The 26832-nt window shown below is 75.5% G+C and carries 20 protein-coding genes and 1 riboswitch; of the genes, 4 read left to right on the top strand and 16 right to left on the bottom strand.

Annotated features, from left to right (window positions below):
* Positions 1-29 precede the first annotated feature (29 nt).
* Genes ACFVVX_RS16885 through ACFVVX_RS16875 form a run of 3 tightly spaced genes read right to left on the bottom strand, consistent with a single transcriptional unit; the run spans position 30 to position 3393 of the window.
* Entirely contained in the window at positions 30-1547 is a 1518-nt protein-coding gene (locus tag ACFVVX_RS16885) for a precorrin-2 C(20)-methyltransferase (protein ID WP_387946103.1), read from the bottom strand.
* Complete coding sequence (locus tag ACFVVX_RS16880; RefSeq protein WP_387946101.1) at positions 1544-2170, bottom strand: precorrin-8X methylmutase; 627 nt, start codon at positions 2168-2170, stop codon at positions 1544-1546. The genes ACFVVX_RS16885 and ACFVVX_RS16880 overlap by 4 nt, the downstream gene beginning before the upstream one ends.
* The gene (locus ACFVVX_RS16875; protein WP_387946099.1) at positions 2167-3393 is read right to left on the bottom strand and encodes a cobalamin biosynthesis protein CobG; all 1227 of its coding nucleotides are present in this window, start codon (positions 3391-3393) and stop codon (positions 2167-2169) included. The genes ACFVVX_RS16880 and ACFVVX_RS16875 overlap by 4 nt, the downstream gene beginning before the upstream one ends.
* 132 nt (positions 3394-3525) lie before the next feature.
* A riboswitch (cobalamin riboswitch) is annotated at positions 3526-3611 on the top strand.
* A gap of 155 nt (positions 3612-3766) precedes the next feature.
* Here ACFVVX_RS16875 and cobN point away from each other — a divergent pair.
* Together cobN and lnt are read left to right on the top strand one after the other, a co-directional pair.
* Positions 3767-7387 carry a cobaltochelatase subunit CobN gene (gene cobN, locus ACFVVX_RS16870; protein WP_387946097.1) on the top strand — a complete coding sequence of 1207 codons (3621 nt, stop codon included), beginning with the start codon at positions 3767-3769 and terminating at the stop codon, positions 7385-7387.
* Between the two features lie 170 nt (positions 7388-7557).
* The gene (lnt, locus tag ACFVVX_RS16865) at positions 7558-9096 is read left to right on the top strand and encodes an apolipoprotein N-acyltransferase (RefSeq protein WP_387946095.1); all 1539 of its coding nucleotides are present in this window, start codon (positions 7558-7560) and stop codon (positions 9094-9096) included.
* 32 nt (positions 9097-9128) lie between these two features.
* Here lnt and ACFVVX_RS16860 read toward each other — a convergent pair whose 3' ends face one another.
* From ACFVVX_RS16860 to gdhA, 4 genes are all read right to left on the bottom strand, one after another.
* Positions 9129-9893 (bottom strand): VOC family protein, encoded by a 765-nt coding sequence (locus ACFVVX_RS16860; RefSeq protein ID WP_387946093.1) that lies wholly within the window; start codon positions 9891-9893, stop codon positions 9129-9131.
* Positions 9894-9915: 22 nt separating this feature from the next.
* Positions 9916-10824 (bottom strand): NADP-dependent oxidoreductase, encoded by a 909-nt coding sequence (locus ACFVVX_RS16855; RefSeq protein WP_387946091.1) that lies wholly within the window; start codon positions 10822-10824, stop codon positions 9916-9918.
* Positions 10825-10948: 124 nt separating this feature from the next.
* Positions 10949-11452 carry a DinB family protein gene (locus ACFVVX_RS16850; RefSeq protein ID WP_387946090.1) on the bottom strand — a complete coding sequence of 168 codons (504 nt, stop codon included), beginning with the start codon at positions 11450-11452 and terminating at the stop codon, positions 10949-10951.
* 123 nt (positions 11453-11575) lie between these two features.
* The gene (gene gdhA, locus ACFVVX_RS16845) at positions 11576-12955 is read right to left on the bottom strand and encodes an NADP-specific glutamate dehydrogenase (RefSeq protein WP_387946088.1); all 1380 of its coding nucleotides are present in this window, start codon (positions 12953-12955) and stop codon (positions 11576-11578) included.
* 292 nt (positions 12956-13247) lie between these two features.
* Between gdhA and ribA the strand changes: the two genes are divergently transcribed.
* The gene (gene ribA, locus ACFVVX_RS16840; RefSeq protein ID WP_387946086.1) at positions 13248-13892 is read left to right on the top strand and encodes a GTP cyclohydrolase II; all 645 of its coding nucleotides are present in this window, start codon (positions 13248-13250) and stop codon (positions 13890-13892) included.
* 130 nt (positions 13893-14022) lie between these two features.
* Positions 14023-15234: an FAD-dependent oxidoreductase gene (locus ACFVVX_RS16835; RefSeq protein WP_387946084.1), complete on the top strand. Its 1212-nt coding sequence runs from the start codon at positions 14023-14025 to the stop codon at positions 15232-15234.
* Here ACFVVX_RS16835 and ACFVVX_RS16830 read toward each other — a convergent pair.
* Genes ACFVVX_RS16830 through ACFVVX_RS16790 form a run of 9 tightly spaced genes read right to left on the bottom strand, consistent with a single transcriptional unit; the run spans position 15202 to position 26443 of the window.
* Positions 15202-16482: an ATP-grasp domain-containing protein gene (locus ACFVVX_RS16830; protein WP_387946083.1), complete on the bottom strand. Its 1281-nt coding sequence runs from the start codon at positions 16480-16482 to the stop codon at positions 15202-15204. The genes ACFVVX_RS16835 and ACFVVX_RS16830 overlap by 33 nt on opposite strands.
* A gap of 15 nt (positions 16483-16497) precedes the next feature.
* Complete coding sequence (locus ACFVVX_RS16825) at positions 16498-17904, bottom strand: family 16 glycosylhydrolase (RefSeq protein ID WP_387946082.1); 1407 nt, start codon at positions 17902-17904, stop codon at positions 16498-16500.
* Complete coding sequence (locus ACFVVX_RS16820) at positions 17901-19823, bottom strand: glycosyltransferase (protein WP_387946080.1); 1923 nt, start codon at positions 19821-19823, stop codon at positions 17901-17903. The genes ACFVVX_RS16825 and ACFVVX_RS16820 overlap by 4 nt, the downstream gene beginning before the upstream one ends.
* Complete coding sequence (locus ACFVVX_RS16815) at positions 19816-20628, bottom strand: polysaccharide deacetylase family protein (RefSeq protein ID WP_387946078.1); 813 nt, start codon at positions 20626-20628, stop codon at positions 19816-19818. Before ACFVVX_RS16815 ends, ACFVVX_RS16820 begins: the two co-directional genes overlap by 8 nt.
* The gene (locus ACFVVX_RS16810; protein ID WP_387946076.1) at positions 20625-21647 is read right to left on the bottom strand and encodes a glycosyltransferase family 2 protein; all 1023 of its coding nucleotides are present in this window, start codon (positions 21645-21647) and stop codon (positions 20625-20627) included. Before ACFVVX_RS16810 ends, ACFVVX_RS16815 begins: the two co-directional genes overlap by 4 nt.
* Positions 21647-23014: a lipopolysaccharide biosynthesis protein gene (locus ACFVVX_RS16805; protein ID WP_387946074.1), complete on the bottom strand. Its 1368-nt coding sequence runs from the start codon at positions 23012-23014 to the stop codon at positions 21647-21649. The genes ACFVVX_RS16810 and ACFVVX_RS16805 overlap by 1 nt, the downstream gene beginning before the upstream one ends.
* Entirely contained in the window at positions 23014-24276 is a 1263-nt protein-coding gene (locus ACFVVX_RS16800; protein ID WP_387946072.1) for a glycosyltransferase family 2 protein, read from the bottom strand. Before ACFVVX_RS16800 ends, ACFVVX_RS16805 begins: the two co-directional genes overlap by 1 nt.
* Complete coding sequence (locus tag ACFVVX_RS16795) at positions 24273-25619, bottom strand: glycosyltransferase family 2 protein (RefSeq protein ID WP_387946070.1); 1347 nt, start codon at positions 25617-25619, stop codon at positions 24273-24275. Before ACFVVX_RS16795 ends, ACFVVX_RS16800 begins: the two co-directional genes overlap by 4 nt.
* The gene (locus ACFVVX_RS16790; protein WP_387946068.1) at positions 25616-26443 is read right to left on the bottom strand and encodes a glycosyltransferase family 2 protein; all 828 of its coding nucleotides are present in this window, start codon (positions 26441-26443) and stop codon (positions 25616-25618) included. The genes ACFVVX_RS16795 and ACFVVX_RS16790 overlap by 4 nt, the downstream gene beginning before the upstream one ends.
* Between the last annotated feature and the right edge of the window lie 389 nt (positions 26444-26832).

The raw sequence follows: 26832 nt of genomic DNA, 5'->3' as shown, positions 1-26832 counted from the left end.
CGGTGGCGCCGGGCAGGGGGCGCCCGGAGTCAGTCCTCCGGGTAGCGGCGGGGGGTCCAGACGACCTGGGTGCCGTTGCCGCGTTCGACGGCCTGCGTCTGGGAGGAGCCGATCAGCAGGATGGTGCGCATGTCGACCTCGGCGGGGTCGAGCTCGCCGAGGCGGACGGTGCGGACCCGCTCGGTCGGGCCGCCGACGTCGCGGGCCATCACCACCGGGGTGCCCGGGTCCCGGTACTCCAGCAGGAGGTCGCGGGCGCGGCCGACCTGGGTGGTGCGGGACTGCGAGCCGGGGTTGTAGAGCGCGAGCACGAGGTCGGCCTCGGCGGCGGCGCGCAGCCGCTTGGCGACGACCTCCCAGGGCTTGAGCCGGTCGGAGAGCGAGACCACCGCGTAGTCGTGGCCGAGCGGGGCGCCAGCCCGGGAGGCGGCCGCGTGGGCGGCCGTCATGCCGGGGACGATCCGCACCGGGACGTCCCGGTAGCCGTCCTCGCAGGCGACCTCCAGGACGGCGGTGGCCATCGCGAAGACGCCCGGGTCGCCGGAGGAGACCACCGCGACCCGGTGGCCGCGCCGGGCCAGGTCGAGCGCGAACTCGGCGCGCTCGGACTCGACCTTGTTGTCCGAGCCGTGCCGCTGCTGGCCCGGTCGGACCGGCACCCGGTCCAGGTACGTGGTGTAGCCGACCAGGTCGGTGGCGGCGGCGAGGGCGCCGCGCGCCTCGGGGGTGAGCCAGAGCGGACCGGCCGGGCCGGTGCCGATGACGGTGACGCTGCCGGGGCCGTCCGGGTCGGGCTCCGGGGTGTGCAGCGGCGCGACCTTGCTGGGCAGCACGACGACCGAGAAGTAGGGGACGGTCCCGGCCTCGACGGAGGCCAGCGGCACGACGCGCTCGCCCTCCATGAAGGCCCGCTCAACGTACTGGGCGTCGGCGAGCCGCCCGGCCCGCTCCAGGGCGCGGCGGACGGCGGGGAAGGTGCGGCCGAGCTTCATGATCACGGCGGAGTCGGCGGAGGCGATCCGCGCGGTCAGCTCCTCCTCGGGCAGGGTGCCCGGGATGACGGTGAGCGTCTCCTCGGCCTCGGTGAGCGGCTGTCCGAGCCGGGCGGCGGCGGCGCTGACGGACGTCACGCCGGGGACCACCTCGGTCGGGTACCGGTGCGCGAGGCGCTTGTGCATGTGCTGGTAGGAGCCGTAGAAGAGCGGATCCCCCTCCGCCAGCACGACGACGTCGCGGCCGGCGTCCAGGTGGGCGGCCAGCCGGGCGGCGGCCTCCTCGTAGAAGTCGTCCAGCGCGCCCCGGTAGCCGCCGGGGTGGTCGGTGGTCTCGACCGTGATCGGGTAGACCAGCTTCTCCTCGATCTGGCCGCCCGCCAGGTACCGTTCGGCGATGGACCGGGCGATCGAGCGGCCGTGCCGGGCGCTGTGGTAGGCCACCACGTCGGCCTTGCCGATGAGTTCGGCGGCGCGGACGGTGACCAGCGACGGGTCGCCGGGGCCGAGCCCGACCCCGTACAGCCGGCCCGTGCGTTCCTGGTTCTCCGTCACTCTTCCTCGCTCGCAATCGCGTTGACGGCGGCGGCGGCCATCGCGCTGCCACCGCGCCTGCCTCGCACCACCAGGTGCTCCAGGCCGGACGGGTGCACCGCCAGGGCCTCCTTGGACTCCGCGGCGCCGATGAAGCCCACCGGGACGCCGATCACCGCGGCCGGGCGCGGGGCGCCCGCCTCGATCAGCTCCAGCAGCCGGAACAGCGAGGTCGGCGCGTTGCCGACGGCGACCACCGCGCCCTCCAGCCGGGGCAGCCACAGCTCCATCGCGGCGGCGCTGCGGGTGTTGCCCATCTTCCGGGCCAGCTCGGGCACCGACGGGTCGGTGAGGGTGCAGACCACCTCGTTGTCGGCGGGCAGCCGCTTGCGGGTGACGCCGCTGGCGACCATGTTGACGTCGCAGAGGATCGGCGCCCCGGCGTTCAGCGCCGCGCGGGCGGAGGCGACCACACCCGGCGAGTACACCAGGTCCTCGACCAGGTCGGTCATGCCGCAGGCGTGGATCATGCGCACCGCGACCCGGGCGACGTCCGCGGGCAGCGCGGCCAGGTCGGCCTCGGCGCGGATGGTGGCAAAGGACTGGCGGTAGATGGACGCGCCGTCCCTCTCGTACTCGATCACTTCGTGGTCCTCCTGGCCTCGGCGACCGCCTCGGCCATCTCCTCGTTCGTCACGTCCAGGGCGGTGCCCCGCCCCGGTGGGGCGGACTGCACCGCCACCCGGTATCCCTGCCCGGTCGCCAGTACGTCGACCCACTGCCCGGCCGGGTGCCCGCAGCGGCGCTCGCAGCCCGACCAGTGCACCGGCAGGCCGCCGGTCCCGGCCCCCTCCAGTGCCCGGGCCGCGTCGGCCCGGACGTCGGCCAGCGAGGACCCGCAGCCGGGCAGCCCGGTGCAGGCGGTGGCGCGCTCCCAGGCGGCTCGGGGCGCGGTCCGGAAACCGGCCGCGGCCAGGTCGGCGAGCCGCGCGGCGGGCGCGCCGGGCAGCACCACCCCGCGCCACGGGGTGAGCCGCAGCTCCCCCTCGGCGGCGTCGGCCAGCACCCGCCACTGCGCGCAGGAGGCCGTGCCGAAGCGCGGGGCGACCGACAGGCCGCCGGGCACCGCGCCGAGCGGTGGCGGCGTCCCGGCGAACGCCGGCAGCTCCACCGGGCCCGGCGCCAGCAGGTCGGGGGCCTCCCGCAGGTGCCACGCCTGGCGGCCGGCGGCGCGCAGCGCGTCCAGGAAGTCCCGGGCGGCCGCCAGCGCGGCGTCCACGGCCTGCCCGGCGGGGACGGGCCGCGCGGTGGCGGCCCGGCCGAGGCGCAGCAGGGCGGTGCCGTGCGGGCCTGCGATCAATGTCACATCGGCGTTCAGCGCGGCCACGTCGCCGCTGCCGTCGTCCAGGGCGAACAGGAACTTGCCGGAGAGGCCGGTCGCCCACGGGCTCGCGCACAGCCGGGCGTCCAGCTCGCGCGCCCAGGCCCGGACGTCGGCGGGGCCGTCGGCGGGGCCGGGTGAGGCGACGATGTTGCGGACCCGCTCGTGGGTGTCCGAGGGCAGCAGTCCGACCGTGCGCAGCCGCTCGCCGAGCTCGGCGCCGCAGTGCGAAGCGAGGCCGCGCAGCTGGACGTTGCCGCGTGAGGTGATCTCCAGGTGGCCGTCGCCGAGCTCCTGGGCGGCCGCGGCCAGCGCCATGGCCTGACGGGCCGTCAGCAGTCCGCCGGGCAGCCGGACCCGGGCCAGCGCGCCGTCGTCGGCCGGGTGCAGGCGCAGGGCGCCGGGGCAGGCGTCGGCGCGCCCCCGGTCGGGCACGGCGGCGCCCGGCGCGGTGGCGTCGGGTGTCGGTGGCATGGCCGCGAGCATACAGATGATCCGATCGGTTGCCGCCGTACCTCGGATCACACTCCCGACCGCTCTCCCCCAGGTCAGCCGTACCCCGTACGATGCTGCCGGGCGGCCCCCGCGGGCCGCCCGCACGCCAGCGACGGCGCAGGGGAGGAAGCCGGTGCAAACCCGGTGCGGTCCCGCCACTGTGACCGCGGTTCACCGGAGCTCCGGTGGGTCGCGGGAGCCAGGAACTCCTGCCGTCCTCCACCGGCCCGGGGCGCGGACCCCGAGGAAGGCTTGACGCCATGCGCCGCCGCATGCCCGCGACCCTGCCGTCGCACGTGCCCCCACGTGCGACCCTGCCGTCGCCCGTGCCCATGCCCGCCATCGAGGCCGGGAGGGCCTTCGCATGATCCTGCTGCTGTCGACGTCCGACACCGACCTGCTCAGTGCCCGCGCCGCCGAGGGGCCGGTGCGCTACCGCCTCGGCAACCCGGCCCGGCTCACCCCCGAGGACCTGCCCGCGCTGCTGGAGGGCACCGAGCTGGTCGTCGTCCGGCTGCTCGGCGGCCGCCGCGCCTGGCAGGAGGGCCTGGACGCGCTGCTGGCCGGCCCCCGCCCGGTCATCGTGCTGACCGGCGAGCAGGCCCCCGACGCCCAGCTGATGGAGCTGTCCACCGTGCCGGCCGGCATCGCCGCCGAGGCGCACGCCTACCTCGCCCACGGCGGCGCGGCCAACCTGGCCGAGCTGGGGGCGTTCCTCTCCGACACCGTGCTGCTCACCGGCCACGGCTTCGCCCCGCCGGCCTCGGCCCCCGCCTGGGGCCCGCTGGTCCGCGAGGCCCGCACCGCCGAGGGCCCGACCGTCGCGGTGCTCTACTACCGCGCCCACCACATGAGCGGCAACACCGCCTTCGTCGAGACCCTCTGCCGGGCGATCGAGGACCAGGGCGCGCAGGCGAAGGCCTACTACTGCGCCTCGCTGCGCGGCGCCGAGCCCGAGCTGCTGGCCGAGCTCGGCGCGGCGGACGCCCTGGTCACCACCGTGCTGGCGGCCGGCGGCACCCGCCCGGCCGACGCGCAGGCCGGCGGCGACGAGGAGGCCTGGGACGCGGGCGCGCTGGCCGCGCTGGACCGGCCGATCCTCCAGGCGCTGTGCCTCACCTGGTCGCGCGCCCAGTGGGAGGCCAGCGACGACGGCCTCTCCCCGCTGGACACCGCCACCCAGATCGCGGTGCCCGAGTTCGACGGCCGCCTGATCACCGTCCCGTTCTCCTTCAAGGAGCTGGACGAGGACGGCCTGACGGTCTACGCCGCCGACCCCGAGCGGGCCGCCCGGGTCGCCGGCACGGCCGTGCGGCACGCCCGGCTGCGGCACATCCCGGCCGCCGAGCGCCGGCTCGCGCTGGTGCTGTCCGCCTACCCGACCAAGCACGCCCGGGTCGGCAACGCGGTGGGCCTGGACACCCCGGCCAGCGCGATGCGCCTGCTGGAGCGCCTGCGCGCGGAGGGCATGGACCTCGGCTCGGACCTGCCGGGGCTGGATTCCGTGCCGGACAACCAGGACCTGCACGAGGGCGACGCCCTGATCCACGCGCTGATCGCGGCCGGCGGGTACGACCAGGACTGGCTCACCGAGGACCAGCTGGCCCGCAACCCGGTCCGCATCCCGGCCGCCGACTACCGCCGCTGGTACGCCACCCTCCCCGAGGCGCTGCGCACCCACGTCGAGGAGCACTGGGGCCCGGCCCCGGGCGAGCTGTACGTGGACCGCTCGCAGAACCCGGACGGCGACATCGTGCTGGCCGCCATCCGCTCCGGGAACCTGCTGGTCCTGATCCAGCCCCCGCGCGGCTTCGGCGAGAACCCGGTCGCGATCTACCACGACCCGGACCTGCCGCCCTCCCACCACTATCTGGCCGCCTACCGCTGGATCGCGGCCGAGCAGGCCGACGGCGGCTTCGGCGCCGACGCGGTGATCCACCTGGGCAAGCACGGCAACCTGGAGTGGCTGCCCGGCAAGACCGCCGCCCTCTCGGCCGAGTGCGGCCCGGACGCCGTCCTCGGCGACCTGCCGCTGATCTACCCGTTCCTGGTCAACGACCCGGGCGAGGGCACCCAGGCCAAGCGCCGCGCCCACGCCACCCTGGTCGACCACCTCGTCCCGCCGATGGCCCGCGCCGACTCCTACGGGGACATCGCGCGGCTGGAGCAGCTGCTCGACGAGCACTCCAACATCGCCGCGATGGACCCGGCCAAGCTGCCCGCGATCCGCGCCCAGATCTGGACGCTGATCCAGGCCGCCAAGCTCGACCACGACCTCGGCCTGGACGAGCGCCCCGAGGACGACGGCTTCGACGACTTCCTGCTGCACGTCGACGGCTGGCTCTGCGAGATCAAGGACGCCCAGATCCGCGACGGCCTGCACGTCCTGGGCCAGGCGCCGGCCGGCACCGACCGGGTCAACATCGTGCTGGCCATCCTGCGCGCCCGGCAGATCTGGGGCGGCGTCAGCGCCCTGCCGGGCCTGCGCGAGGCGCTCGGCCTGGACGAGGCCGCGCTGACCCTGGGCGCCACCGACGCCGCCGAGGCGCAGGCCCGCGCCCTGGTCGAGGCGATGGAGGCCGAGGACTGGGCGCCGTCGGCGGTCGAGAAGGTCGCCGCCGGGCTGGCCCCGGCCGTCGCCGAGGTGCTCGCCTTCGCCGCCGCGCAGGTCGTCCCGCGGCTGGCCGCCACCACCGACGAGCTGGACGCCGTGCTGCACGCGCTCGGCGGCGGCTTCGTCCCGGCCGGCCCCTCGGGCTCGCCGCTGCGCGGGCTGGTCAACGTGCTGCCGACCGGCCGCAACTTCTACTCCGTCGACCCGAAGGCCGTGCCGAGCAAGCTCGCCTGGGAGACCGGGCAGGCCCTCGCCGCGTCCCTGGTCGAGCGCTACCAGGCGGACAACGACGGCGCCGTCCCGCCCTCGGTCGGCCTCTCGCTCTGGGGCACCAGCGCGATGCGCACCGCCGGCGACGACATCGCCGAGGCCTTCGCCCTGCTGGGCGTGCGCCCGGTCTGGGACGAGGCCTCGCGCCGGGTCACCGGCCTGGAGGCGATCGGCCTGGAGGAGCTGGGCCGCCCTCGGATCGACGTCACGCTGCGCATCTCCGGCTTCTTCCGGGACGCCTTCCCGCACGTGGTCGCCCTGCTGGACGACGCGGTGCGCCTGGCCGCCGCCCAGGAGGAGCCCGCCGAGCAGAACCACGTCCGCGCCCACGTCCAGGCGGACCTCGCCGTCCACGGCGACGAGCGCAAGGCCACCGTCCGGGTCTTCGGCTCCCGCCCGGGCACCTACGGCGCCGGGCTGCTCCAGCTGATCGACAGCCGCGACTGGCGCACCGACGCCGACCTCGCCGAGGTGTACACGGTCTGGGGCGGCTACGCGTACGGACGCGGCCTGGACGGGCGCCCGGCGCGCGAGGAGATGGAGACCGCGTACAAGCGGATCACCGTGGCCGCGAAGAACACCGACACCCGCGAGCACGACATCGCGGACTCGGACGACTACTTCCAGTACCACGGCGGCATGGTCGCCACCGTCCGCGCGCTCACCGGCAAGGCCCCGACCGCCTACATCGGCGACTCGACCCGCCCGGAGACCGTCCGCACCCGGACCCTGACCGAGGAGGCCGCCCGGGTCTTCCGCGCCCGGGTGGTCAACCCGCGCTGGATCGAGGCGATGCGCCGCCACGGCTACAAGGGCGCCTTCGAGATGGCCGCGACCGTCGACTACCTGTTCGGCTACGACGCCACCACCGGCGTGGTCGCCGACTGGATGTACGAGAAGCTGACCCAGGAGTACGTCCTGGACCCGGTCAACCGGGAGTTCCTGGCCGGCGCCAACCCGTGGGCGCTGCACGGCATCAGCGAGCGGCTGCTGGAGGCGGCGAGCCGCGGCCTGTGGGAGCAGCCGGACCCGGACCTGATCGAGCAGCTCCAGGCCGCCTTCCTGGAGACCGAGGGCGACCTGGAGGGCGACGAGGGCTGATCCCCCCGGGCTGATGCCCGCTCCCGCGGGTTGACGCCCGGCCCCGCCGCGGGCCGGGCCCCGCCCCCGTCACCGAGGCCCTGTCCGGCTGTTCACGCCGGACAGGGCCTCGTCCGTTCGGGTGACGCGGCAGCTGGTGGCATTCCCCGCCCAAGCGGACAATACGGGGCATGCCGCTGCGCCCCGCGCCTCCCGTCAGCACCTCCAGCCGGCCCGCGTCCCCGGCCGCCGCGCGCCGCTACCCCGCCCGGGTGGCGGCGCTCGCCGCCGGGGCGGTACCGGTGCTCGCCTTCCCGGCCCCCGCTCTGGCCGCCCTGGCCTGGGTCGCCCTCGTCCCCGGGCTGCTCCTGATGCAGCGGGCGCCCGGCGCGCGGGAGGCGGCGGTACGCGGGTGGTGGTTCGGCGCGGGCTTCATCCTGACCGCGATGTACTGGCTGATCCCGTCCATCGGGCCCGCCCTGCCGGTGCTCGCGGTGCTCGTCGGCGGGCTGCAGGCGGGGCTCGGGCTGGCGGTGTGGCGGCTGCTGCACCCGCCGCTGACCACCGGCCGGGCGCTGGCGGCGCTGGTCGTCGTCCCCGCCGTCTGGCTGACCACCGAGTACGCCCGCTCCTGGCACGCCCTGGGCGGCCCGTGGGCACTGCTCGGCGCCACCCAGTGGCAGCACCCGGCCGTGCTCGCGCTGGCCTCGGCGGGCGGGATCTGGCTGGTCAGCGCCGCCGTCGTGGCCGTCAACACCGGTGTGCTGATCGTGCTGACCGCCGCCGGCCGGCGCCCGCGCGCGCTCGCCGCCCTGGCCACCGCGCTGGTGCTGGCCGCCGGGCCGCTGCTGTTCGCCCTGCGGGCGGCCCCCGCACCCGCCGGGACGGCCGTCGTCGCCCTCGTCCAGCCCGGCGTCGTGGAGGACCCGCAGGCCCGCTTCGACGCCAGTACCCGGGTGACCGCCGCGCTGGCCGGGCGGCCGGTCGACCTGGTCGTCTGGGGCGAGAGCAGCACCACCGCGGACCTCGACCGCGATCCGGCGGCGCTGTCCCGGCTGAGCCGGCTGTCCGCCACCACCGGCGCGATGATCCTGGCCGGCGAGGACGCCCGCAAGGCCGACGGGCGGATCTCCAAGGACGCGGTGCTCGTCTCCCCGGCCGGCGTCCTCGACCGCTACCGCAAGATCCGCCTGGTGCCGTTCGGCGAGTACATCCCGCTGCGCCCGCTGCTCGGCTGGATCGCGGGCGTCAGCCGGGCCGCGGGCGAGAACCGCGCCCCCGGCACCTCCTTCCACCCGCTGCCGGCCACGGACCACGGCGGCGGCCCGCTGCCGGTCGGTGCGCTGATCTGCTTCGAGTCGGCCTTCCCCGACATGTCCCGGACGGCCGCGCGGGACGGCGCCCGGGTGCTGGTCTACCAGTCCTCGACGTCGACGTTCCAGCACACCTGGGCGCCCGAGCAGCACGTCTCGCTCGCCGCGATCCGGGCCGCCGAGACCGGCCGCCCGGCCGTCCAGGCCTCGCTCACCGGTGTCTCGGCGGCCTTCGACGCCCAGGGCCGCGAGCTCGCCCGGCTCGGCACCGACCGGACCGGCGCGCTGACCGTCCGGCTGACGCTCACCGAGCCGGGGGCGCTCACCTGGTACGACCGGCTCGGCGACGTGGTGCCGCTGGCGGCGCTGCTGGTCACGGCCGCCGCGGTGGTCGCCGCCCGGCGGCGCCGCGGCTAGGGTCCGTCAGGCCGCGCCGCGGCTAGGGCGTGTCAGCCCCCGCCACCGGCCGCGTGGACGGCGAAGGCCGCGCCCAGCGGGTCGCGCAGGACGGCGACCCGCGGCCCGTCCGGCATCGCCGTCGGCGGCATCAGCACGTCGGCGCCGAGGTTCCCGGCCCGGAACGCCGACACGTCCACGTCCGCCACCGCGAAGTAGGGCAGCCAGTGCGGCGGCACCTGCGGCGGGAAGCGGTCGTCCATCACCAGCATCCCGCCGAAGTCCAGGCCCGCCAGGCCCCACTGGGTGTAGACCTCGGACGGGTTGACCGTCCAGCCGAGGACCGCCGGGTAGAAGGCGGTGGCGCCCGAGGGGTCCCGGGTGAGCAGCTCGACCCAGCCGAGCGCACCGGGCGCGTTGAGCACCTCGACCCCGGCCAGGGTGCGCCCCTGCCAGAGCCCGAACACCGCGCCGGACGGGTCGGCGGCGATCACGAACCGGCCGAGGTCCAGCGCGTCCGCCGGCTCGACGAGGACGCTCCCGCCCGCCCCGCGGACCAGGGCGGCGGAGGCGTCCGCGTCGGCGACGGCGAAGGAGAGCGTCCAGGCCGTCGGCTGCTCCTCCCCCATCAGCGGGGCGACGGCCGCGGCGACCGCCCCGTCCAGCCGCATGAAGGTGTAGCCCCGGGCCTCCGGCCGTTCGTCGGTCTCGGCCCGCCAGCCGAACAGCTCGCCGTAGAACCGCTGGGCGCCCTGCGGGTCGGCGCTGCCGTGCTCGACCCAGCAGGGTCCGCCGACGGTCACTTCGTTGATCTTCATCCCTCGTGCCCTCCTCGGTCGTTCAGCCGATTTCCAGGACCAGCTTGCCGCGCACGTGCCCGGACTCCACCAGGGCCAGCGCCTGGGCGGCGTGGGCCAGCGGATGGCGGCCGGTGATGTGCGGATCCAGCTCGCCGGCGGCCACCAGGGCGGCCAGCGCGGCGAGGCTGTCGGAGGTGGTGCTCCGGGTGATGTAGCGCCCGCCGAGCTCCGCGACGGTGTCCGGGTCCACGGTGCTGACCAGCGTCGAGCGGTCGGCGAGCACCTCGGCCGCGGCCCGCAGGTCCTCGCCGCCGATCAGGTCGAGGATGCCGTCCACGCCGTCCGGGGCCGCCGCCCTGATCCGCTCCGCCACCCCGGCGCCGTAGCGCACCTGCACCGCGCCCAGCGACTCCACGTACCCCCGGTTGGCGTCGCCCGCCGTTCCGAGCACCCGCAGGCCGCGGCTGCGGGCGATCTGCGCCGCGGCGCTGCCGACCCCGCCGGCGATGCCGAGGATCAGCAGGGTCCGCCCGGAGCCGAGCCCGACGTCGCGCACCCCGTCGTCGGCGGCCGCGGCGGCCACCGGAAGCGCCGCCGCCTGGTCGAACCCGACCCCGGCGGGCTTGCGCGCGCTCTGCGCGGCGACCAGCAGGGCCTGCTCGGCGTAGGCGCCCGTCGCGGCGACGCCGAACACCTCGTCGCCCGGGGTGAACCCCTCGACGCCGGGGCCGATCCGCTCCACCACGCCCGCCGCCTCCGTGCCCAGCACGGCGGGCAGCTCGCGGTCGCGCCCGAGCAGCCCCCGGCGGATCTTCCAGTCGACCGGGTTCACCCCGGCCGCCCGGACGGCGATCCGCAGCTGGCCCGGCCCCGGATCCGGGGCCGGGCGGTCCAGGAACTCCTGAGTCTCCGGCCCGCCGTAGTCGACGAACCCGAACGCCTTGGACATCGTTGATCGCACTCCTCGGGTAGGCGGCCTGCACCCCCGCCCAGCATGCGGCCGCCCGCCGCCCCGGGCCCGCCGCCGCTGCGCCGAACGGACCAGGGGCCGCGCCGCCGCCCCGAGGCCGGGCTCAGCCCCGGTCGTGGTCGCCGGTCCGGCCGTCGATCAGCTCGCGCAGGATGTCCAGGTGCCCGGCGTGGCGGGCGGTCTCCTCCACCATGTGGATCAGCACCCAGCGCAGTGTCACCTCGTCGCCGAACCAGGCCCGGCCCCGGTCCTCCAGGTCGAGCTCCTCGATCACCTGGTCGGCGGCGCCCCGCGCGCGGGCGTAGAAGGTCAGGATGTCGGCGGTGGACTCATGCGGCCGGATCCGCAGGTCCGACTCCTCGTCCTCGTCCAGGTCGAACGGGAGCGGGCCGGTCTCCCGGCCGAACGTCTCGCAGAACCAGCCGAGTTCGACGCCGCCGAGGTGCTTGAGGACCCCCAGCAGGTTCGTCCCGGACGGCGTTATCGGCCGCCGCAGCTGCTCGTCGTCCAGGCCTTCGAGCTTCCACAGCACCGCGTCCCGGTGCCGGTCGAGAGCCACGTACAGGCTCTCCTTCTCCCCGCCCGTGAAGGGCACCCGCTTCGTCATGTCGCGGACCCTAACAGGCCGCCGGGCCGACGGGGTGGCCAACACCCCATCGGCCCGGCCGAGTTCACCGCGCGTACCGCTTCGGCCGGACCGGCGCGGCCGCACAACCGACCTGATGGAGCGTCAGATCAGGCCCTGCGCCAGCATCGCGTCCGCGACCAGCTCGAAGCCGGCGATGTTCGCGCCCACGACGTAGTTGCCCGGGCTGCCGTAGCGCTCGGCCGTGGTGTGGCAGGAGTCGTGGATGTGCCGCATGATCTCGGCGAGCCGCTGCTCGGTGTGCGCGAAGGTCCACGAGTCGCGCGAGGCGTTCTGCTGCATCTCCAGGGCGCTGGTGGCCACCCCGCCCGCGTTGGCCGCCTTGCCGGGGCCGAAGGCCACCCCCGCCTCCTGGAAGATCCGGACGGCCTCCGGGGTGGTGGGCATGTTGGCCCCCTCGGCGACCGCCAGCACGCCGCCCCGCACGAGGGCGAGCGCGTCCGGTTCGGTCAGCTCGTTCTGGGTCGCGCACGGCAGGGCGACGTCGCAGGGCACGCCCCAGACGCCGGGGCCCTCGACGAACTTCACATGGGAGCCGCGCAGCTCCGCGTAGTCGGCGACCCGGCCGCGGCGGACCTCCTTGACCTCCTTGAGCAGGGCGAGGTCGATGCCCTTCTCGTCCACGACGTAGCCGGAGGAGTCGGAGCAGGTGAGCACGGTGGCGCCGAGCTGCTGCGCCTTCTCGATCGCGTAGATGGCGACGTTGCCGGAGCCGGACACCACCACCCGCCGCCCGTCCAGGCTCTCGCCGCGGCTGCGCAGCATCTCGGCGGTGAACAGCACGCAGCCGTACCCCGTCGCCTCGGTCCGCGCCTGCGCCCCGCCCCAGCCGAGGCCCTTGCCGGTGAGGACCCCGGACTCGTAGCGGTTGGTGATCCGCTTGTACTGGCCGAAGAGGTAGCCGATCTCGCGGCCGCCGACGCCGATGTCCCCGGCGGGGACGTCGGTGTACTCGCCCAGGTGGCGGTGGAGTTCGGTCATGAAGGACTGGCAGAACCGCATGATCTCGGCGTCCGAGCGGCCCTTCGGGTCGAAGTCGGCGCCGCCCTTGCCGCCGCCGATCGGCATGCCGGTCAGGGCGTTCTTGAAGATCTGCTCGAAGCCGAGGAACTTCACGATGCCGAGGTTGACGGACGGGTGGAACCGCAGCCCGCCCTTGTAGGGGCCGAGGACGCTGCTGAACTCCACCCGGAAGCCGCGGTTGACGTGGATGCCGCCGCGGTCGTCCGACCACGGCACCCGGAAGATCAGCTGGCGCTCGGGCTCGCAGATCCGCTCGACGATCCGGGCGTCGACGAGCTCGGGCCGGCGGGCCAGCACCGGGCCGAGGGTCTCCAGGACCTCGCGCACCGCCTGGTGGAACTCCTGCTCGCCCTGGTTGCGGCGGAGCACCTCGGCGTAGAGCGACTCGACGAGCTGGCCCTCGGTCGCACTGGGCGCGGAGGAACGGGGGGTGGCCGGCATCTGATCAAGACCTTTCGTGGTCGCGTGATCGCACCTACAGGAGCGCTGTGACACAGATAAGTCTTTCAGTGTTAACAACAGATTTCCGGCGGCATCCACCATCTGAAACTTCGTCGGGCGATTCCCCGGAGCCCGGGCGGCCGGCGGGAACACCGGACGGGACGGCGGTGTTCCAAGCGCCCGGTGGGACTGGTGGGGCCGGGGAAGGTCACATCCGACTCCTGTTGTTCAAATTGGAACTACCTAGTACGGTCGACAACCGACCACCATCCCAGTGAACGGAGGCCCGCCCATGCCGCAGTCCGCCACGGCGCAGCCCGGTACCGCCACGGTGCGCTCGCGCGTGCGCATCCCGCTGACCTTCCCGGACGGCTTCCGCGCCGAGGCCGAGGTGTCCACCTTCCACGGTCTGGAGGACGGCGCCGAGCACCTGGCGCTCGCCTTCGGCACCGTCCGCGAGGGCGCGACGCCGCTGGTGCGACTGCACTCGGAGTGCCTGACCGGCGACGTGTTCGGCTCCGACCGGTGCGACTGCGGGCCGCAGCTGCGCGAGTCGGTGGAGCGGATCTCCGCGGCCGGCGGCTACCTGCTCTACCTGCGCCAGGAGGGCCGGGGCATCGGCCTCTACAACAAGCTCGACGCGTACGCCCTGCAGGACTCCGGTCTGGACACCTACGACGCCAACACCGCGCTCGGGCTGCCCGAGGACGGCCGGGACTACACCGCCGCCGCCCAGATGCTGACCGCCCTCGGCGCCACCGGCATCGACCTGCTGAGCAACAACCCGGACAAGGCGGCCCAGCTGGCCGGCCTCGGCATCACCGTCGAGCGGCGGGTGCCGACCGGCGTGCACCTGTCGGCGAGCAACGTCCGCTACCTGCAGGCGAAGGTGGAGCGCACCGGCCACTCGATCGAGCTGTCCCGCCTGGTCGGCTGAGCCGCCCCGGTGGCTGCCCCGGGGCGGGCGCCGCGGCGGCCGCGCAGCTGATGCCGTCGGTCGCCCGGGAGCGCATCCTGAGAAGGACGTCGCAGCGTTCCCGGAGTTCGCAGCGTTCCTGGAGGCGGCCATGCCGACGAAGCACCTGCCGGTCGCGGTGGTGGGGGCCGGCCCGTACGGGCTCGCCACCGCGGCCCACCTGAAGGCCCGGGGGGCGGACCAGCGGGTGTTCGGCGAGCCCATGGACGGCTGGCGCAGCCACATGCCGGCCGGGATGTTCCTGAAGTCCACACCGCGGGCCTCGACCATCGCCGAACCCGCCGCGCGCCACCGGCTGGCCGACTTCCGCACCTGGCGCGGCCTCGCGCCGATCGACGACCGCTATCCCGTCCCGATCGCCGAGTTCATCGACTACGGCGACTGGTTCCAGCAGTCCTGCGTGCCCGAGGTGGAGCGGTCCGCCGTGCAGCACATCGGCTACGACCACGGTGTCTTCCGGCTGCGGCTGGACACCGGCGAGGAGGTCGCGAGCCGCGCCGCGGTGGTCGCGACGGGCCTGCGGCCCTTCGCCCACGTGCCGGTGGAGCTGGCGGCGGTCCGGGAGGCCGGCCTGGTCTCGCACCCCGCCGACCATGCGGACCTGGGCGTCTTCGCCGGCCGCCGGGTGGCGGTGATCGGGGCCGGGCAGTCGGCGCTGGAGAGCGCGGCCCTGCTGCACGAGGCGGGGGCGCAGACGACGCTGCTGGCGCGCACGGACCGGCTGCTGTTCGGCAGCACGCCGGAGACGGGCCTGCCCGGCGAGCGCCCGCTCCCGACCCGGGCCCGGCACCCCGGCTCCGACCTCGGCCCCGGGTGGAACCTGCTCGGCTACAGCCGGGCGCCGTGGGCCTTCCGCCACCTCCCGGACTCCGTCCGGGCCCAGCGGGTGCGGACGGTGCTGGGCCCGGCCGGCGCCTGGTGGCTCCAGGAGCGGGTGGAGGGCCCGGGCGTGCTGCTGCTCACCGGGCACACCGTCGAGTCCGCGCGGGAGCACGGCGGATCGGTGCGGCTGCGGATGCGCGGGCGCACCGGGGAGCTGGAGGTCGACCACGTCCTGGCGGCCACCGGCTACCGGGTGGACGTCGAGCGCCTCGACCTGCTGGACCCGGGCCTGCGGCGGGCGGTGCGGACGGCGCAGGGCGCGCCCCGGCTGTCCGGCGGCTTCGAGTCCTCCGTCCCGGGGCTGTACTTCACCGGGCTGTCCGCGGCGAACACCTTCGGGCCGCTGCTGCGTTTCGTCTGCGGCACCGGCTTCGCGGCGCGCCGGATCTCAGCCGCGCTGGCCGACGGTCCGCGCGGCTGACGCCCGGGCCGATACCGCGCCCCGGATCCGGCGGGCGGTGTACAGGGCGGCGCGGCCGCCGAACCGGGCGGCCTCGGCCGCGGCGGGCGCGGGGTCGTCCGGGCAGAGCCAGGCCCGTTCGGTGTTGCGGCGCGGCGCCACGTCGCACGGCACCCGGCGCCGGCGCCAGGCGGTGGATCCGGCCGAGAGCAGGTCGAGCTGGCCGACGGTGTAGCCGCGGGCCAGCTGCGGCCCGCGCGGCACCGGGCGGCCGGTGAGCGACAGGTGCAGGGCGCGCACCACGTCGACGCCGTCCACCGTCTCGAACAGCCGGAACTGGGCGCCCGTGCGCGGGTTGAAGTCGACCAGCTTGTAGCGGCCGTCGCGCAGGTCGAGGCGCCAGTCGAGGTCGGCGATCCCCTGGTAGCCGATCCGCCGGCAGAACCGCTCGGCCAGTTCGGCCAGTTCGGGGTTGGCGACGGCTCGGGCCCGCGTGGTGACGCCGGCGTCGGGGGGCCAGGAGCGCAGTTTGACGCCGGTGAACAGGACCAGCGGTTCCCCGCCGGGTCCGCAGGTCAGATGGGTGAACCAGTCCTGTGCCTGGTCGGCGGGCAGGTACTCCTGGGCGAGCACCGCGAGCGGCCGCCCGCCCGGCGGGCAGAGCTCCAGCAGCTGCGCCTCGTCGCGGACGACGGTGGTGTGGCCGACCACCGGGCGGTCCAGCCGGGTGAACGGCTCGCGGTTCTTCAGGACCAGCGGGTAGCCGAACCGGCGGGCGGCGGCCAGCAGCTCGGCGCAGCCGGTGGGCGCGCAGGCGCGCGGGGTGGGCGTGCCGGTGGCCTCGCAGAGCCGGTACAGGCCGACCTTGTCGGCGAGCCGGCGGGGCAGGCCGGCCTCCACCGGGGGCAGCAGCAGGTCCGCGGAGAGCTCCGCGGCGTGCTCGGCGAGCAGGACCGCCGCCTCGTCGTCGGTGGCCACCGCCACGGCGCGCCGCCCGGTGCGCCGGCGGACCTCGCCGGCCGCCTCCCGCAGGGCGGCGACCAGCCGGTCCGGCGGTTCGCAGCCGGTGGTGGGGCTGACGATCGTCCCGGCGAGGTAGCGGGAGACCGCGGTGGGGGTGAACCGGTCCTCGACCATCGCGTGGACCGGGACGCCGAGCCGGCCGAGGGTGCGCGCGGCGCCGACGGCGCTGTGCGACTGCGGGTAGCGGCCGACCTTCACCAGGAGGGCCGGAACGGTGCGGTCCGCGTCGGGACGGCTGTGCGTCATGACGGTCCCACCTCCTCAGTGCTGCCACACCTGGACCCACCGCACTCCCAGCGCGGCGGAGTCGGTGCCGTCGGGCGGCGACTGCAGGTACCCGACGGCCAGGTTGATGACGACCTCCATGGCCACAGCGGGGATCCGCGAGGGGTCGGTGACCTGGAACCACTGGCGGCCGTCGATGTACCAGGTCACGGCGTCCGGCTCCCAGTCGACGGCGAAGACGTGGTAGTCGGAGGAGAAGTCGGCCGGTCCCCAGTTGTCGCCGACGTGCTGGTCGGTGCCGTCGGCGCCGCGCCAGTGGAGGTTCATGTGGACGTACTGGCTGGTGTTGGGGAACTCGGCGACGTCCACCTCCGGCGGGGTGCCGCGGGTGTCGGCCGGGATCAGCCAGAAGGCGGGGAAGAAGCCGTCCGGGTTCGCCGGGACCTTGAGCGAGGCGGCGAAGTAGCCGTAGGTGAACGTGTGCCGCGGCTTGGCGTTCCAGTTGTCGCGGCCGGTGCTGATCATGCCGGAGACCCAGGGGTAGGCCTTGCCGTCGCTGCCGGTCACGGCCTTGCGCTGGGCGGTGAGGGTGAGCTGGTCGCCGCCGACCTGGACCTGGCCCGGCTGGTACCACTGCTCCTCGTGGTTGCCGGCGTTGGTGCAGCCGTTGTCGTTCCAGTCGTAGCAGGTGGTCCAGGCCGACCGGTCGAGGGTGGATCCGGTGAAGTCGTCCTGGAACGCCAGGTGCCAGGTGCCGGCGGCGGCCGGCTGATCCGGGACGGCTCCGCCGGGCCGGGCGGCGGCCGATTCCGACCCCGGCTGCACCACCGCCGTCCTCGGCCCGGAGCCCTCGGTGGATCCGGAGCAGGCCGCGGCGAGGACCAGCAGGGCGGCCGCGGCCGTCCCGCCGGCGCCGCGGCGCAGCCGGTCCGGGTGCCACCGGCTCCGGCCCGCCTGCCCGGGGCCGGGCTGCTCCTGGCCGGGCTGCTCATGGCCGGGCTGCTCGGGGCCGGGCTGCTCGGGGCCGGGCTGCCGCTTGCCGCGCTGCCCGGGGCCGGAGCGCCCGGGGCCGGCACCATGGCGGCGGCCCGGCCGCGGGCGGTGCGGCAGCACGGCGAGCAGCGTGGTGAGGACGGCCAGGATCGCGATCGCGCGGCCCGCGGTGAAGGCCCCGTAGGCCAGCAGGGCGACGGCGACCAGCGCGGCGAGCGCGGCGCTGATCGCGACCGCGAGCGAGGCCGCGGCGATCCGGTCCGGTCCCCCGGCCGTCCGGGCGATGGTCGGGCGGGCCAGCAGGGCGGCCGTACCGGGGCCGGCCAGCAGGAACCCGGCGGCCAGCGCGACCCGCAGCGGGTTGCCGGGGGGCAGCGCGGTGGCCGCCAGGGCCACCCAGCCGAGGAGGGCCAGCAGGAGGCGGGGAACGGTCCGCGACGACGTCCTCATGGCTTCCCACTCTCGCTGAACGGGCTCTCCGGGGCGACCGGGGTGGTGTGCCGGTAGACCACCGCGTCACCGTCGGTGAACACCACGCGCAGCGTGGACGAGGCCGAGGCCGCGGCCCTGACCCGGTCGACGGTGTCGGCGGGCAGGATGCCGGTCAGTTCGCACTCGGCGATCTGGGCCCTGGTCAGCACGAGGTAGGAGGGGCCGGTGACGGCCGGGTCGGCGAGCGCGGCCTCCACGGCCGCGGCGGGGTCGTTCAGCAGGTGCCGGCGGTCCTCGGGGGTGCCCAGGGCGAGCGCGGCCCTGCTGTGTTCGTCGTACCGCTCCTCGCCGCCGGGCAGGTCGGCGGTGACGGAGATGATCCGCGACCCGGGCGGCGCCGTGTGCGCGACGAAGCGCAGGGCGGCGACCTCGCCGGGGGTGAAGCTGTTCATCGACTCCTTGCTGTAGTAGCCGAAGACCAGTCCGCCCAGCAGGGCGAACAGGACGGCCGTGGTGAGCCCCCAGCGCAGCACGGGCAGCGCCCGGCGCACCCCGCGCGGCCGCACGGGCGCCCGGGTGCCGGACGGGATCACCAGGGTGGCGGCGAGCAGGGCGGCGGCGGGCAGCGCGAACAGGTAGGCGCGGAAGACCATCTCGCCGCCGTAGTTGTTGGCGAGCAGCAGCGGGACGGGCGCGCACAGCAGCAGCGGCAGGTTGGTGCGGCGCACCCAGCGGTGCCGCAGGACGGCCGTCACCGCCAGCAGCAGCACGGCCGCGGTCAGGCCGCGGTCGACCCAGGAGGCGAACACCTGCCCGGCGGCGGGCTGGGCGAGCCGCTGCAGGCCGGGGAGGGCGTTGTTGTCGGGGGAGGCCAGGGCGGCGACCAGGTTGTCGATGTTCCTGGCCAGGTAGGGGCGGGCGACCGTGGCGTCCCAGGCGAAGGTGATGGCGACGGCGGCGGCCAGGGCCGGCAGCACCACGCGGCGGTTGCGGCGCCGCAGGGCGAGCATCAGCAGGGTGCTGATCAGCATCAGCGGGGTGAGCTGGTGCGAGCAGACGATGGCCGCGATCAGCACCAGCAGCAGGGCGAACGGCAGCGGCCGCCAGCCTCCCCGGGCGGGTACGTCGGCGACCCAGGTCACCGCGCGTGACCCGCTGCCCTCCCCCGGCGGCGCCCCGTCGGGCGGCTGCGCGGCGCGGGCGGCCGCCAGCCGGCGCAGCACCAGCGCGAGGACGGCGAGGAACAGCAGGTAGGTGAAGGCCTGCGGGGAGAAGTAGTCCTGCCCGACCCAGGAGGCGCTGAAGTAGATCCAGATCCCGCCCCAGACCAGGCGGCGGTCCTGGGTGACGGACCGGAAGACCAGCAGCAGCGGGCCGAGCAGCAGGACGTTGGCGAGCACCGGGTACCAGGCGGCGTAGCCCAGCGAGGAGTGCAGTCCGGTGGCGCGCAGCAGCAGGACGTTGAGCTGGAAGAAGCCGGGCCACTGGTTGTAGATGTCGAGTTCGCCGGCGTGCGGCACCGAGCCGTCGTGGCGCAGCATCGCGTCGACGACCATCACGTGCTTCCAGGCCCAGGCGTAGCGCAGCGTCGGGTACAGCAGGGTGGGCGTGGCGTGGATGAAGGCGATGAGCGCGAGGACGTAGCCGGCCGCCCAGCGCTGGCGGATCCGGGGGTCGAGCAGGACGGCGACGAATCCGGCGACGAGCAGGGCGAGGCCGGCCCAGTAGAGCACCGGCAGGACCTGGAGCAGGCCGAGGTCGCCCATCCGGTCGATCCTGACCCGGGGCAGGGCGAGCACCCAGAGCAGCAGGGCCGCGGGCAGCGCGCCCCGGGCGAACAGGCCGAGCGGCCCGATCGCGCGCCAGGCTCCGCGCGGGCCGTCGGACGGTGCGTCCCCGCCCGCCGGGGTCCGGGCCCGGGTCAACTGGTCAACCATCGGAGGGCCTTCCGACCGGACTGCCGACCGCGGTGCGCAGTCGGCGGTAGTTGCGCCAGAGCCGTGTGTAGAGGCTCTCGGGGACGGGTCCGGTCCGGGCGCCCCGGCCGGCCGCCCAGTCGCGGAACACCCGGTCGGGGGTGTCGCTGCGGACCATCAGGCGGCAGATCCGCAGGACGGAGTCGGACGCGGAGCTGAACTTGTTCTCGACCGCGGTGGCCGAGGTCCAGCCCGCCTCGCGGACCTTGCGCCGCACGGCGGGGCTGGAGTAGCCGTGCGGGTAGGCGAAGGCGCCGACCTCGTGGCCCAGGGCGTCCTCCAGGCGCTGCTTGCACACGACGATCTCGTCGGTGCAGCGCTGGCCGTAGACGGTGTCCAGCTGGGCGTGGGTGACGGAGTGGCCGCCGATCTCGACGCCCATCGCGTCGAGGGTGGCGATCTGGCGCCAGTTCAGCATGTCCGCCGGCGGGAAGAGGCTGCCGGTGGGGCGGCCGCCCGGCGGGTGGACGGCGCCCACGGTGACGTAGAGGGTGGCGGGCAGCCCCCGTTCGGCGAGCAGCGGGGCCACCGTCCAGTAGAAGTCGGCGAAGCCGTCGTCGAAGGTGAGCACGGCGGCGCGGGGCGGCAGCGGCGGGCCGCCGAGGATCGCGGCGACCAGGCGGCGCAGCGGGACCACCGGCAGGCCGCTGTCGACGATCCAGTCGAGCTGTCGGCGGAACGTCTCGGGGGTCACGGTGTAGGGGGCGATCCACGGGGGTGGGTTGTCGGACACCGAGTGGTAGAGGAAGACCGGTACCGCTTTCATGTCCGACTCCTCGTCACGGATGGGCCGGCGGGGGCCGGGCGCCCGGTCGTGGGGGCGGCGGAGCCGTCGGCGCGGCGGGCGGGGCGGGCCAGCCGGCCGGTGGTGTACCCGACCGCGGCCAGGCAGGCGCCGGTGCCCAGGGCCGCGGCGGCCCGCAGCCGGCCGCCGCGCAGGGCGCTGCCGACGGCGGCGGGCAGGGTGTGGCGCACGTAGCGGCGCTCGCTGGAGAGGGCGGACCGGGCGCCCGCGTGCCGGGCGACGACGGCCTTGGAGCGGCCCTCGGCGTAGCAGCGGGAGCTGAAGTAGCGCCAGGTGGCGCGGGCCGGCGGGACGTGCTGGCGGACCACCGCGGCGGGCTCGTAGCGCAGTTCGCGGCCCGGGTGGCGGGCGGTCAGCCGCAGGCAGAGCTCGGTCTCCTCGCAGCCGAACGGGCTGGTGCCGACCCGGCCGAGGTCGCCGCGGAAGCCTCCGGCGGCGACCACCTCGGCGCGGCGGAAGGACATGTTGGCGCCGATGAAGTTGCGCACCGTCCCGGTGGCCTCGGGCGCGCCGGGGTAGGAGCAGCCGACCACCCAGTCGTACTCGGGCGGGAACCAGCCGGGGCGGCCGGTCTCCCACCAGGACTCGACCGGGCCGCCGACGCCGATCACCCGCTGGTCCCGGTAGGCGGCCAGCAGCCGCTCGGTCCAGTCGGGTTCGGCGACGGCGTCGTCGTCGAGGAAGGCGACCACCTCGCCGCGGGCGGTGCGGACCCCGGTGTTGCGGGCGCCCGAGACGCCCGGCTCCTCGGGGCTCTCCACCAGGCGCAGGCCCGGCCGGTCGGCCAGCCGGGCGGTGAGCTCGGGGCAGTGGTCCACCACGACGACGGTCTCGTCGGGCCGCAGCCGCTGGGCCTGGAGCGAGTCGAGGGCCGCGCACAGGTCGTCCCAGCGGTCGAGGGTGTAGCTGCAGACGACGACGGACAGCGTCGGCGTGCGGTCCTGCGCGGTACCCGGACCGGGCTTCGGCACGGTGTTCATCACGATCTCCGATCGGGGGACGGAAGCCAGCGCGGGAGGGCGACCAGCAGCGGGAGGGCGAGGACCGTGCCGGCCAGCAGCCAGGCCAGGCCGACCCCGGTGAGGCCGAGCACCGGCAGCAGTCCGGCGGTGAGGCCGATGACGAGGACCGCGTAGACGAGCTGCAGGCCGATCATCCAGCCGAGGGAGCGGCGCACCCGCGCCACGTCGGTGGCCATGCTGAGCACGACGTTCGGCAGCGCGGAGAGGGCCATCAGCCGCAGCACGGTGGTGCCGTGCTCGGCGTACCCGGGGCCGAACAGCTGGAGCAGCCACGGCGCTCCGGCGACGATCACGACGACCGCCGAGAGGACCAGCAGTCCGGTGTGGCGCAGCATCCGGCGGGCGTGCTCGGAGAGCCGCTCGGGGCGGTCGGCGGCCTCCACGACCAGGGAGCTGCCCATGCTGTAGGCGGCCATGTAGAGGCTGTCGGCGATCACCCAGGCGAGCGAGTAGTAGGCGTTCTGCGCGGCGCCGAGCACGGCGAGGACCATCAGCGGCACGACGCTGCACGCGGCGATGCCGGAGATGTTGCCCAGGTAGTCCGCCATCGCGTACCGGGCCACCCGCGGGGGCGCCGGCGCGGTCGCGGCGGCCGCCCGCTGGTGGGCCGGGATCGCCCGGCGGAAGAGCACGATGTTGGTGAGCAGGACGGTGACCAGCAGGGCCGCCGCCCAGGAGACGAGGATGCCGGTGCCGACGGCGAGCACGGTGCAGACGGCGAGCGCGCCGGCCTTCGCGACGGCGAACAGCGCGTTCTCGCCGAGGACCCAGCCGGTGCGCCGCAGGCCGGTGAGCGCGCCGTCCTGCAGGACGAACAGCGAGTAGCCGGCGGTGACGACGACGAACGCGACGGCCATCACCGGCTGGCGCAGCGAGTCCAGGCTCGGGGAGAGCCACGGGATCAGCAGCAGGAAGAGGATCGCGGCGAGCCCGCTGGCGACGATGCTGGCGAGGTAGCAGCGCAGCACCAGCCGCCGGGTGTGCCGGCCGGCCCCGGGGAGGAAGCGCACCAGGACGCTGCTGAGGTTGAAGCGGCCGAGTGCGGACAGCAGCCCGGCGGCGGAGACGGCGGCGTAGCTGAGGCCGACCGTCTCGGCGCTGTACCAGCGGGTGGCGAACACCCAGAAGACGGCGCCGAGGGCGGCCGCCACGATCGAGCTGGCCAGCAGCATGTGGCCGTTGCGCAGCAGCGGTTCGCCGGCCAGGTGGACCCGGGTGGCCCGGACCCTGGCGACCAGCAGGGCCGGGTAGGAGCACTGGCAGGGCAGCGGCAGCGGGCAGGAGCAGGGCCGCGCGAGGGCGGTCGTCCGGGTGGTGAGGAGCATCAGGACCAGTCCTCGGCCTGGAATCTGCGGTCCTGCCGGAGGCTGACCAGGTAGCTGAACGGGCCGTAGCACAGGCCGCGCAGTTCGAGCCGGCCGAGCCGGGCCAGGGCCGGGTCGGGGGCCTCGGCCGGTCCGGCCGCGGCCCGGCGCAGGGCGTACCGGGCGCCGGCGGGGAGTCGGCGGAGCAGGTCGGCGAGCAGGCCGGGCCGGTGCGAGACGGCGGCGGTCAGGTAGGCGCCGAGGCCGGTGCCGAAGCCCTGGATCTGGGCGTCCAGTGCCGCCATGGTGCGCCGGTGGCGGTGCCAGACGACGGCGTCCGGCCGGTACCCGAGGGTGTGCCCGGCGACGAGGACGCGCAGGAAGGCGAGCAGGTCCTCGCCGCCGCGGGTCGGGGTGCCGGCGCCGGTCGCCGGGTCGAAGCCGCCGAGGCCGCGGATGACGGAGGTGCGGAAGGCCATGTTGGCGCCGGTGCCGAAGCGGCCGGCGGCGAACGGGAAGAGCGGGTCGCGGCGGTTCGCGCGCAGCGACCAGTCGCGGGCGGTGAAGCCCTTGCCGAAGCCGCAGTACCGCTCGAAGACCGCCTGGGCCTCGGTGTCGAGTTCGGCGGGGACGACCAGGCCGGTGACGCAGGAGATCCGGCGGTCGGTGCGGAAGGCCGTGGCGAGGGCGCTCACCCAGCCGGGGTCGGCCAGGGCGTCGTCGTCGGTGAAGGCCACGAACTCGCCGCGGGCGGCGGACAGGCCGCGGTTGCGGGCCCGGGACAGGCCCGGGACGGGCTCGCGCAGGTAGCGCAGCCTGCCGGGGGCGAGGGTGCGCACGAGCCGCTCGGTGGCGTCGTCCTCGGGGGCGTTGTCGACGACCAGGAACTCGGCGGCGGGGTAGTCGGTGCGCAGCAGCGCGCTGAGGCTGTCGCCGAGCAGGGTGGGGCGTCCGCGGGTGCAGACGATGACGCTGACCAGCGGGTCGGGGGTGGGCGGGGGTGTCGGCGCGGCGGTGGCCGGTCCGGTGCCGAGGTCCCGTTCGGCGGCCTCGACGAGGCGGCGCCGCAGCTCGGCGCAGTCGCGCGGGCCGTCCGGCCCGGTGTCCGGGGCGAGGGTGACCAGGCCGAGGGGTCGGCCGGCCCGGCGGACCAGGGCCACGACGGACCCCTGCGGGCGGACCGGGGCCGTGAAGCCGGGCCGCCACGGCCCACCGGGCCGGTCGAGATCGAGTTCGACCACCTGCGCGGGGACGGGCAGGGCGGTGGCCGTGCCGCCGGTCATGACGCGCTCCCGGTGTGCGCGCGGTGGTCGCCGGTCCGCACGGTGTGCTCGTGCCAGAGGCTGAGCAGGTAGCCGAACGGGCCGACCAGGAGGCCGCGGAACTCGCGGCGGCCGAGGCTCAGCAGCACGGACTCGCCGTCGGCCGGGCCGGAGCGGGCGCGGTGGTGGCGTACGGTCTGCCACCTCCGCAGGCCGCCGGGGACGCGTCGGACGAGTGCGGTGAGCATGCCGGGCCGGTGCGAGACGGCGGCGGTCAGGTAGGCGCCGAAGCCGACGCCGAAGTTGAAGACCTGCCGGGTGAGGGCGTCGCAGGTGCGCGGGTGGCGGTGCCAGACGATGGCATCGGGCTGGTAGGCGACGGTGTGGCCGGCGTCGAGGATCTGGAAGAAGGCCAGCAGTTCCTCGCCGCCGCGGGCCGGGGTGCCGGCGCCGGTCGCCGGGTCGAAGCCGCCGAGGCCGCGCAGGACGGCGGTCCGGAAGGCCATGTTGGCGCCGGAGCCGAAGCGGCCGACCGAGAACCGCATCAGCGGGTCGTCGGGGCGCTCGCGCAGCGACCAGTCGCGGGCGGCGAAGCCGCGCGAGTAGCCGCCGTACTGTTCGAGGGCGGCCTGCGCGGGGGTGTCGAGCTCGGCCGGAAGGACGAGCCCGGTGACGCAGCCGATCCGGTCGTCCGCGTCGAACGCGCCGGCCAGCGCCTCCACCCAGGCGCCGTCGATGATCAGGTCGTCGTCGGCGAACGCCACCACCTCGCCGCGCACCGCGGACAGTCCGCGGTTGCGGGCCCGGGACAGGCCCGGTACCGGCTCGCGCAGGTACCGGACGCGGTCGCGGTACCGCGTGGCGACGAGGCGTTCGGTGGCGTCGCTCTGCGGGGCGTTGTCGACGACCAGGACCTCCGTGTGCGGATAGCCGTTCCGCAGCAGGGAGTCCAGGCAGCTCCGCAGTTGATCGGTCCGGTTGCGGGTGCAGATCACCACGCTGACCGTGACCGGGCCCGCGGGCACCCGGGCGCGGCCGACCCGACCGGGACGCGCCGCGGGTGTCGCGGTGGACAGGGCGGGAACGCGCAGTTCCCGGTGAGCGGCGTCGACCAGCGCCCGGCGCAGCGCGGCACTGTCGCCGGCTGTTCCGGTGGCCTTGACCAAGCCGAGCGGGTGTCCGTGCAGTCGCACCAACGCCAACACGCGGCCGGCCGGGTCGACGGTGCCGAGACCGCCGGGCGGGCGCAGCCCGCTCGGTTCGTCCAGATCCAGTTCGACGACGCGGACGGGGGTGTAGAGCGAGTCGCGGGCGGCAGGGCGCGGGCAGGCAGCTGCGGTGCGCCGGTCGGAGCCATTCATCATCGCTCCCCCGTGGAGGCGGCCGCCGAGGACCGGGCGCCGGGACGCTCGGAGATCAGGGTCCTCAGCACCCGGCGCCCGTCGGAGACGGCGTGCAGGTGGGATCGACCGCTGCGGCGGGGGAGTTCGAGGCTCGGCACCTCGGCGATCCGCAGTCCCGAACACAGCGCGTGCGCGATCATCTCGGCCTCGATCTCGAAGCCGGTGGAGCGCAGGTCGAGTGCGTCCAGGAAGGAGCGGCGGAAAGCGCAGTAGCCGTAGCACAGGTCGGTGAGGCCCGCGTCGTACAGGCGGTTGACGACGGCGAGCAGGGCGCGGTTGCCGAGCGAGCGGATCCTGGTGAGGTCCAGCGAGCCGCCGCCGGCGATGCACCGGGAGCCTTTGACGAAGTCGAATCCGTGGTCGAGGAAGTGCAGGAAGTGCGGGATCTCGCCGGGCCACATGGAGCCGTCGGCGTCCATCATGACGACGTACTCGCCGGTGGCGGCGGCGAAGCCGGTGCGCAGGGCGTTGCCCTTGCCCGGTCCGCTCTGCTCGACGCTGCGGACGGTCGGCAGGCAGTGCCGGGCCATCGGGACGGTGGCGTCCACGGACGATCCGTCGACCAGGATGACCTCGTCGACGCAGCGCGGGATCTGTTCGAACACCCAGGGGATGTTGCGGGCCTCGTTCCGGGCGGGGACGACCAGGCTGACGCTGTGCCTGCTGGCGGCGCCGTCCCCGGCCCGGCGCATCGGGCGCCGGAGGGTGACCTGGTCGCCGGCCCGCCGCAGCGGATGGCCGTCAGGCGCGTACGCGAGGACGTGGGGGGGCAGGGCGGTACTCATCGGGGGCGGCCTCTCGGGGGGAGGCGGCGGGCGGCGCCGGAAGGCGGCGCGGCCCCTGGTGACGGGGCGGGCCCGAGGCGCGACGGGAAGCGCGGGGCGGGGCCCCGGGGGAAGTCCCCAGGGGGACTGCCTGGACTACGGAGAGCGACCGTGGCGGCCGGACAATGCGGGGGCCGCCGGGCTCTCGGGCGCCGAGGCGCCGGTGTGTCGAACTGGCCAATGTGCTTCCCGCACCGGGGTGCGGGGTGTGCCAGGGCCTCATCGTGCCCAGGTGACCTGCGTCACGTCAAGGGGGTTTGTCGCACTATTTCCGTTTTTACCGAAAACCGAGGGGCGCGACTGCGGAGCGGAGCCGACGCGGCGCCGGTGCCGGTGCCGACACCGGTGCC

It is taken from the genome of Kitasatospora sp. NPDC058170 (genome assembly GCF_042883905.1).
Classification (GTDB): Bacteria; Actinomycetota; Actinomycetes; order Streptomycetales; family Streptomycetaceae; genus Kitasatospora.
This window is presented reverse-complemented; position numbering and strand designations above follow the sequence as displayed.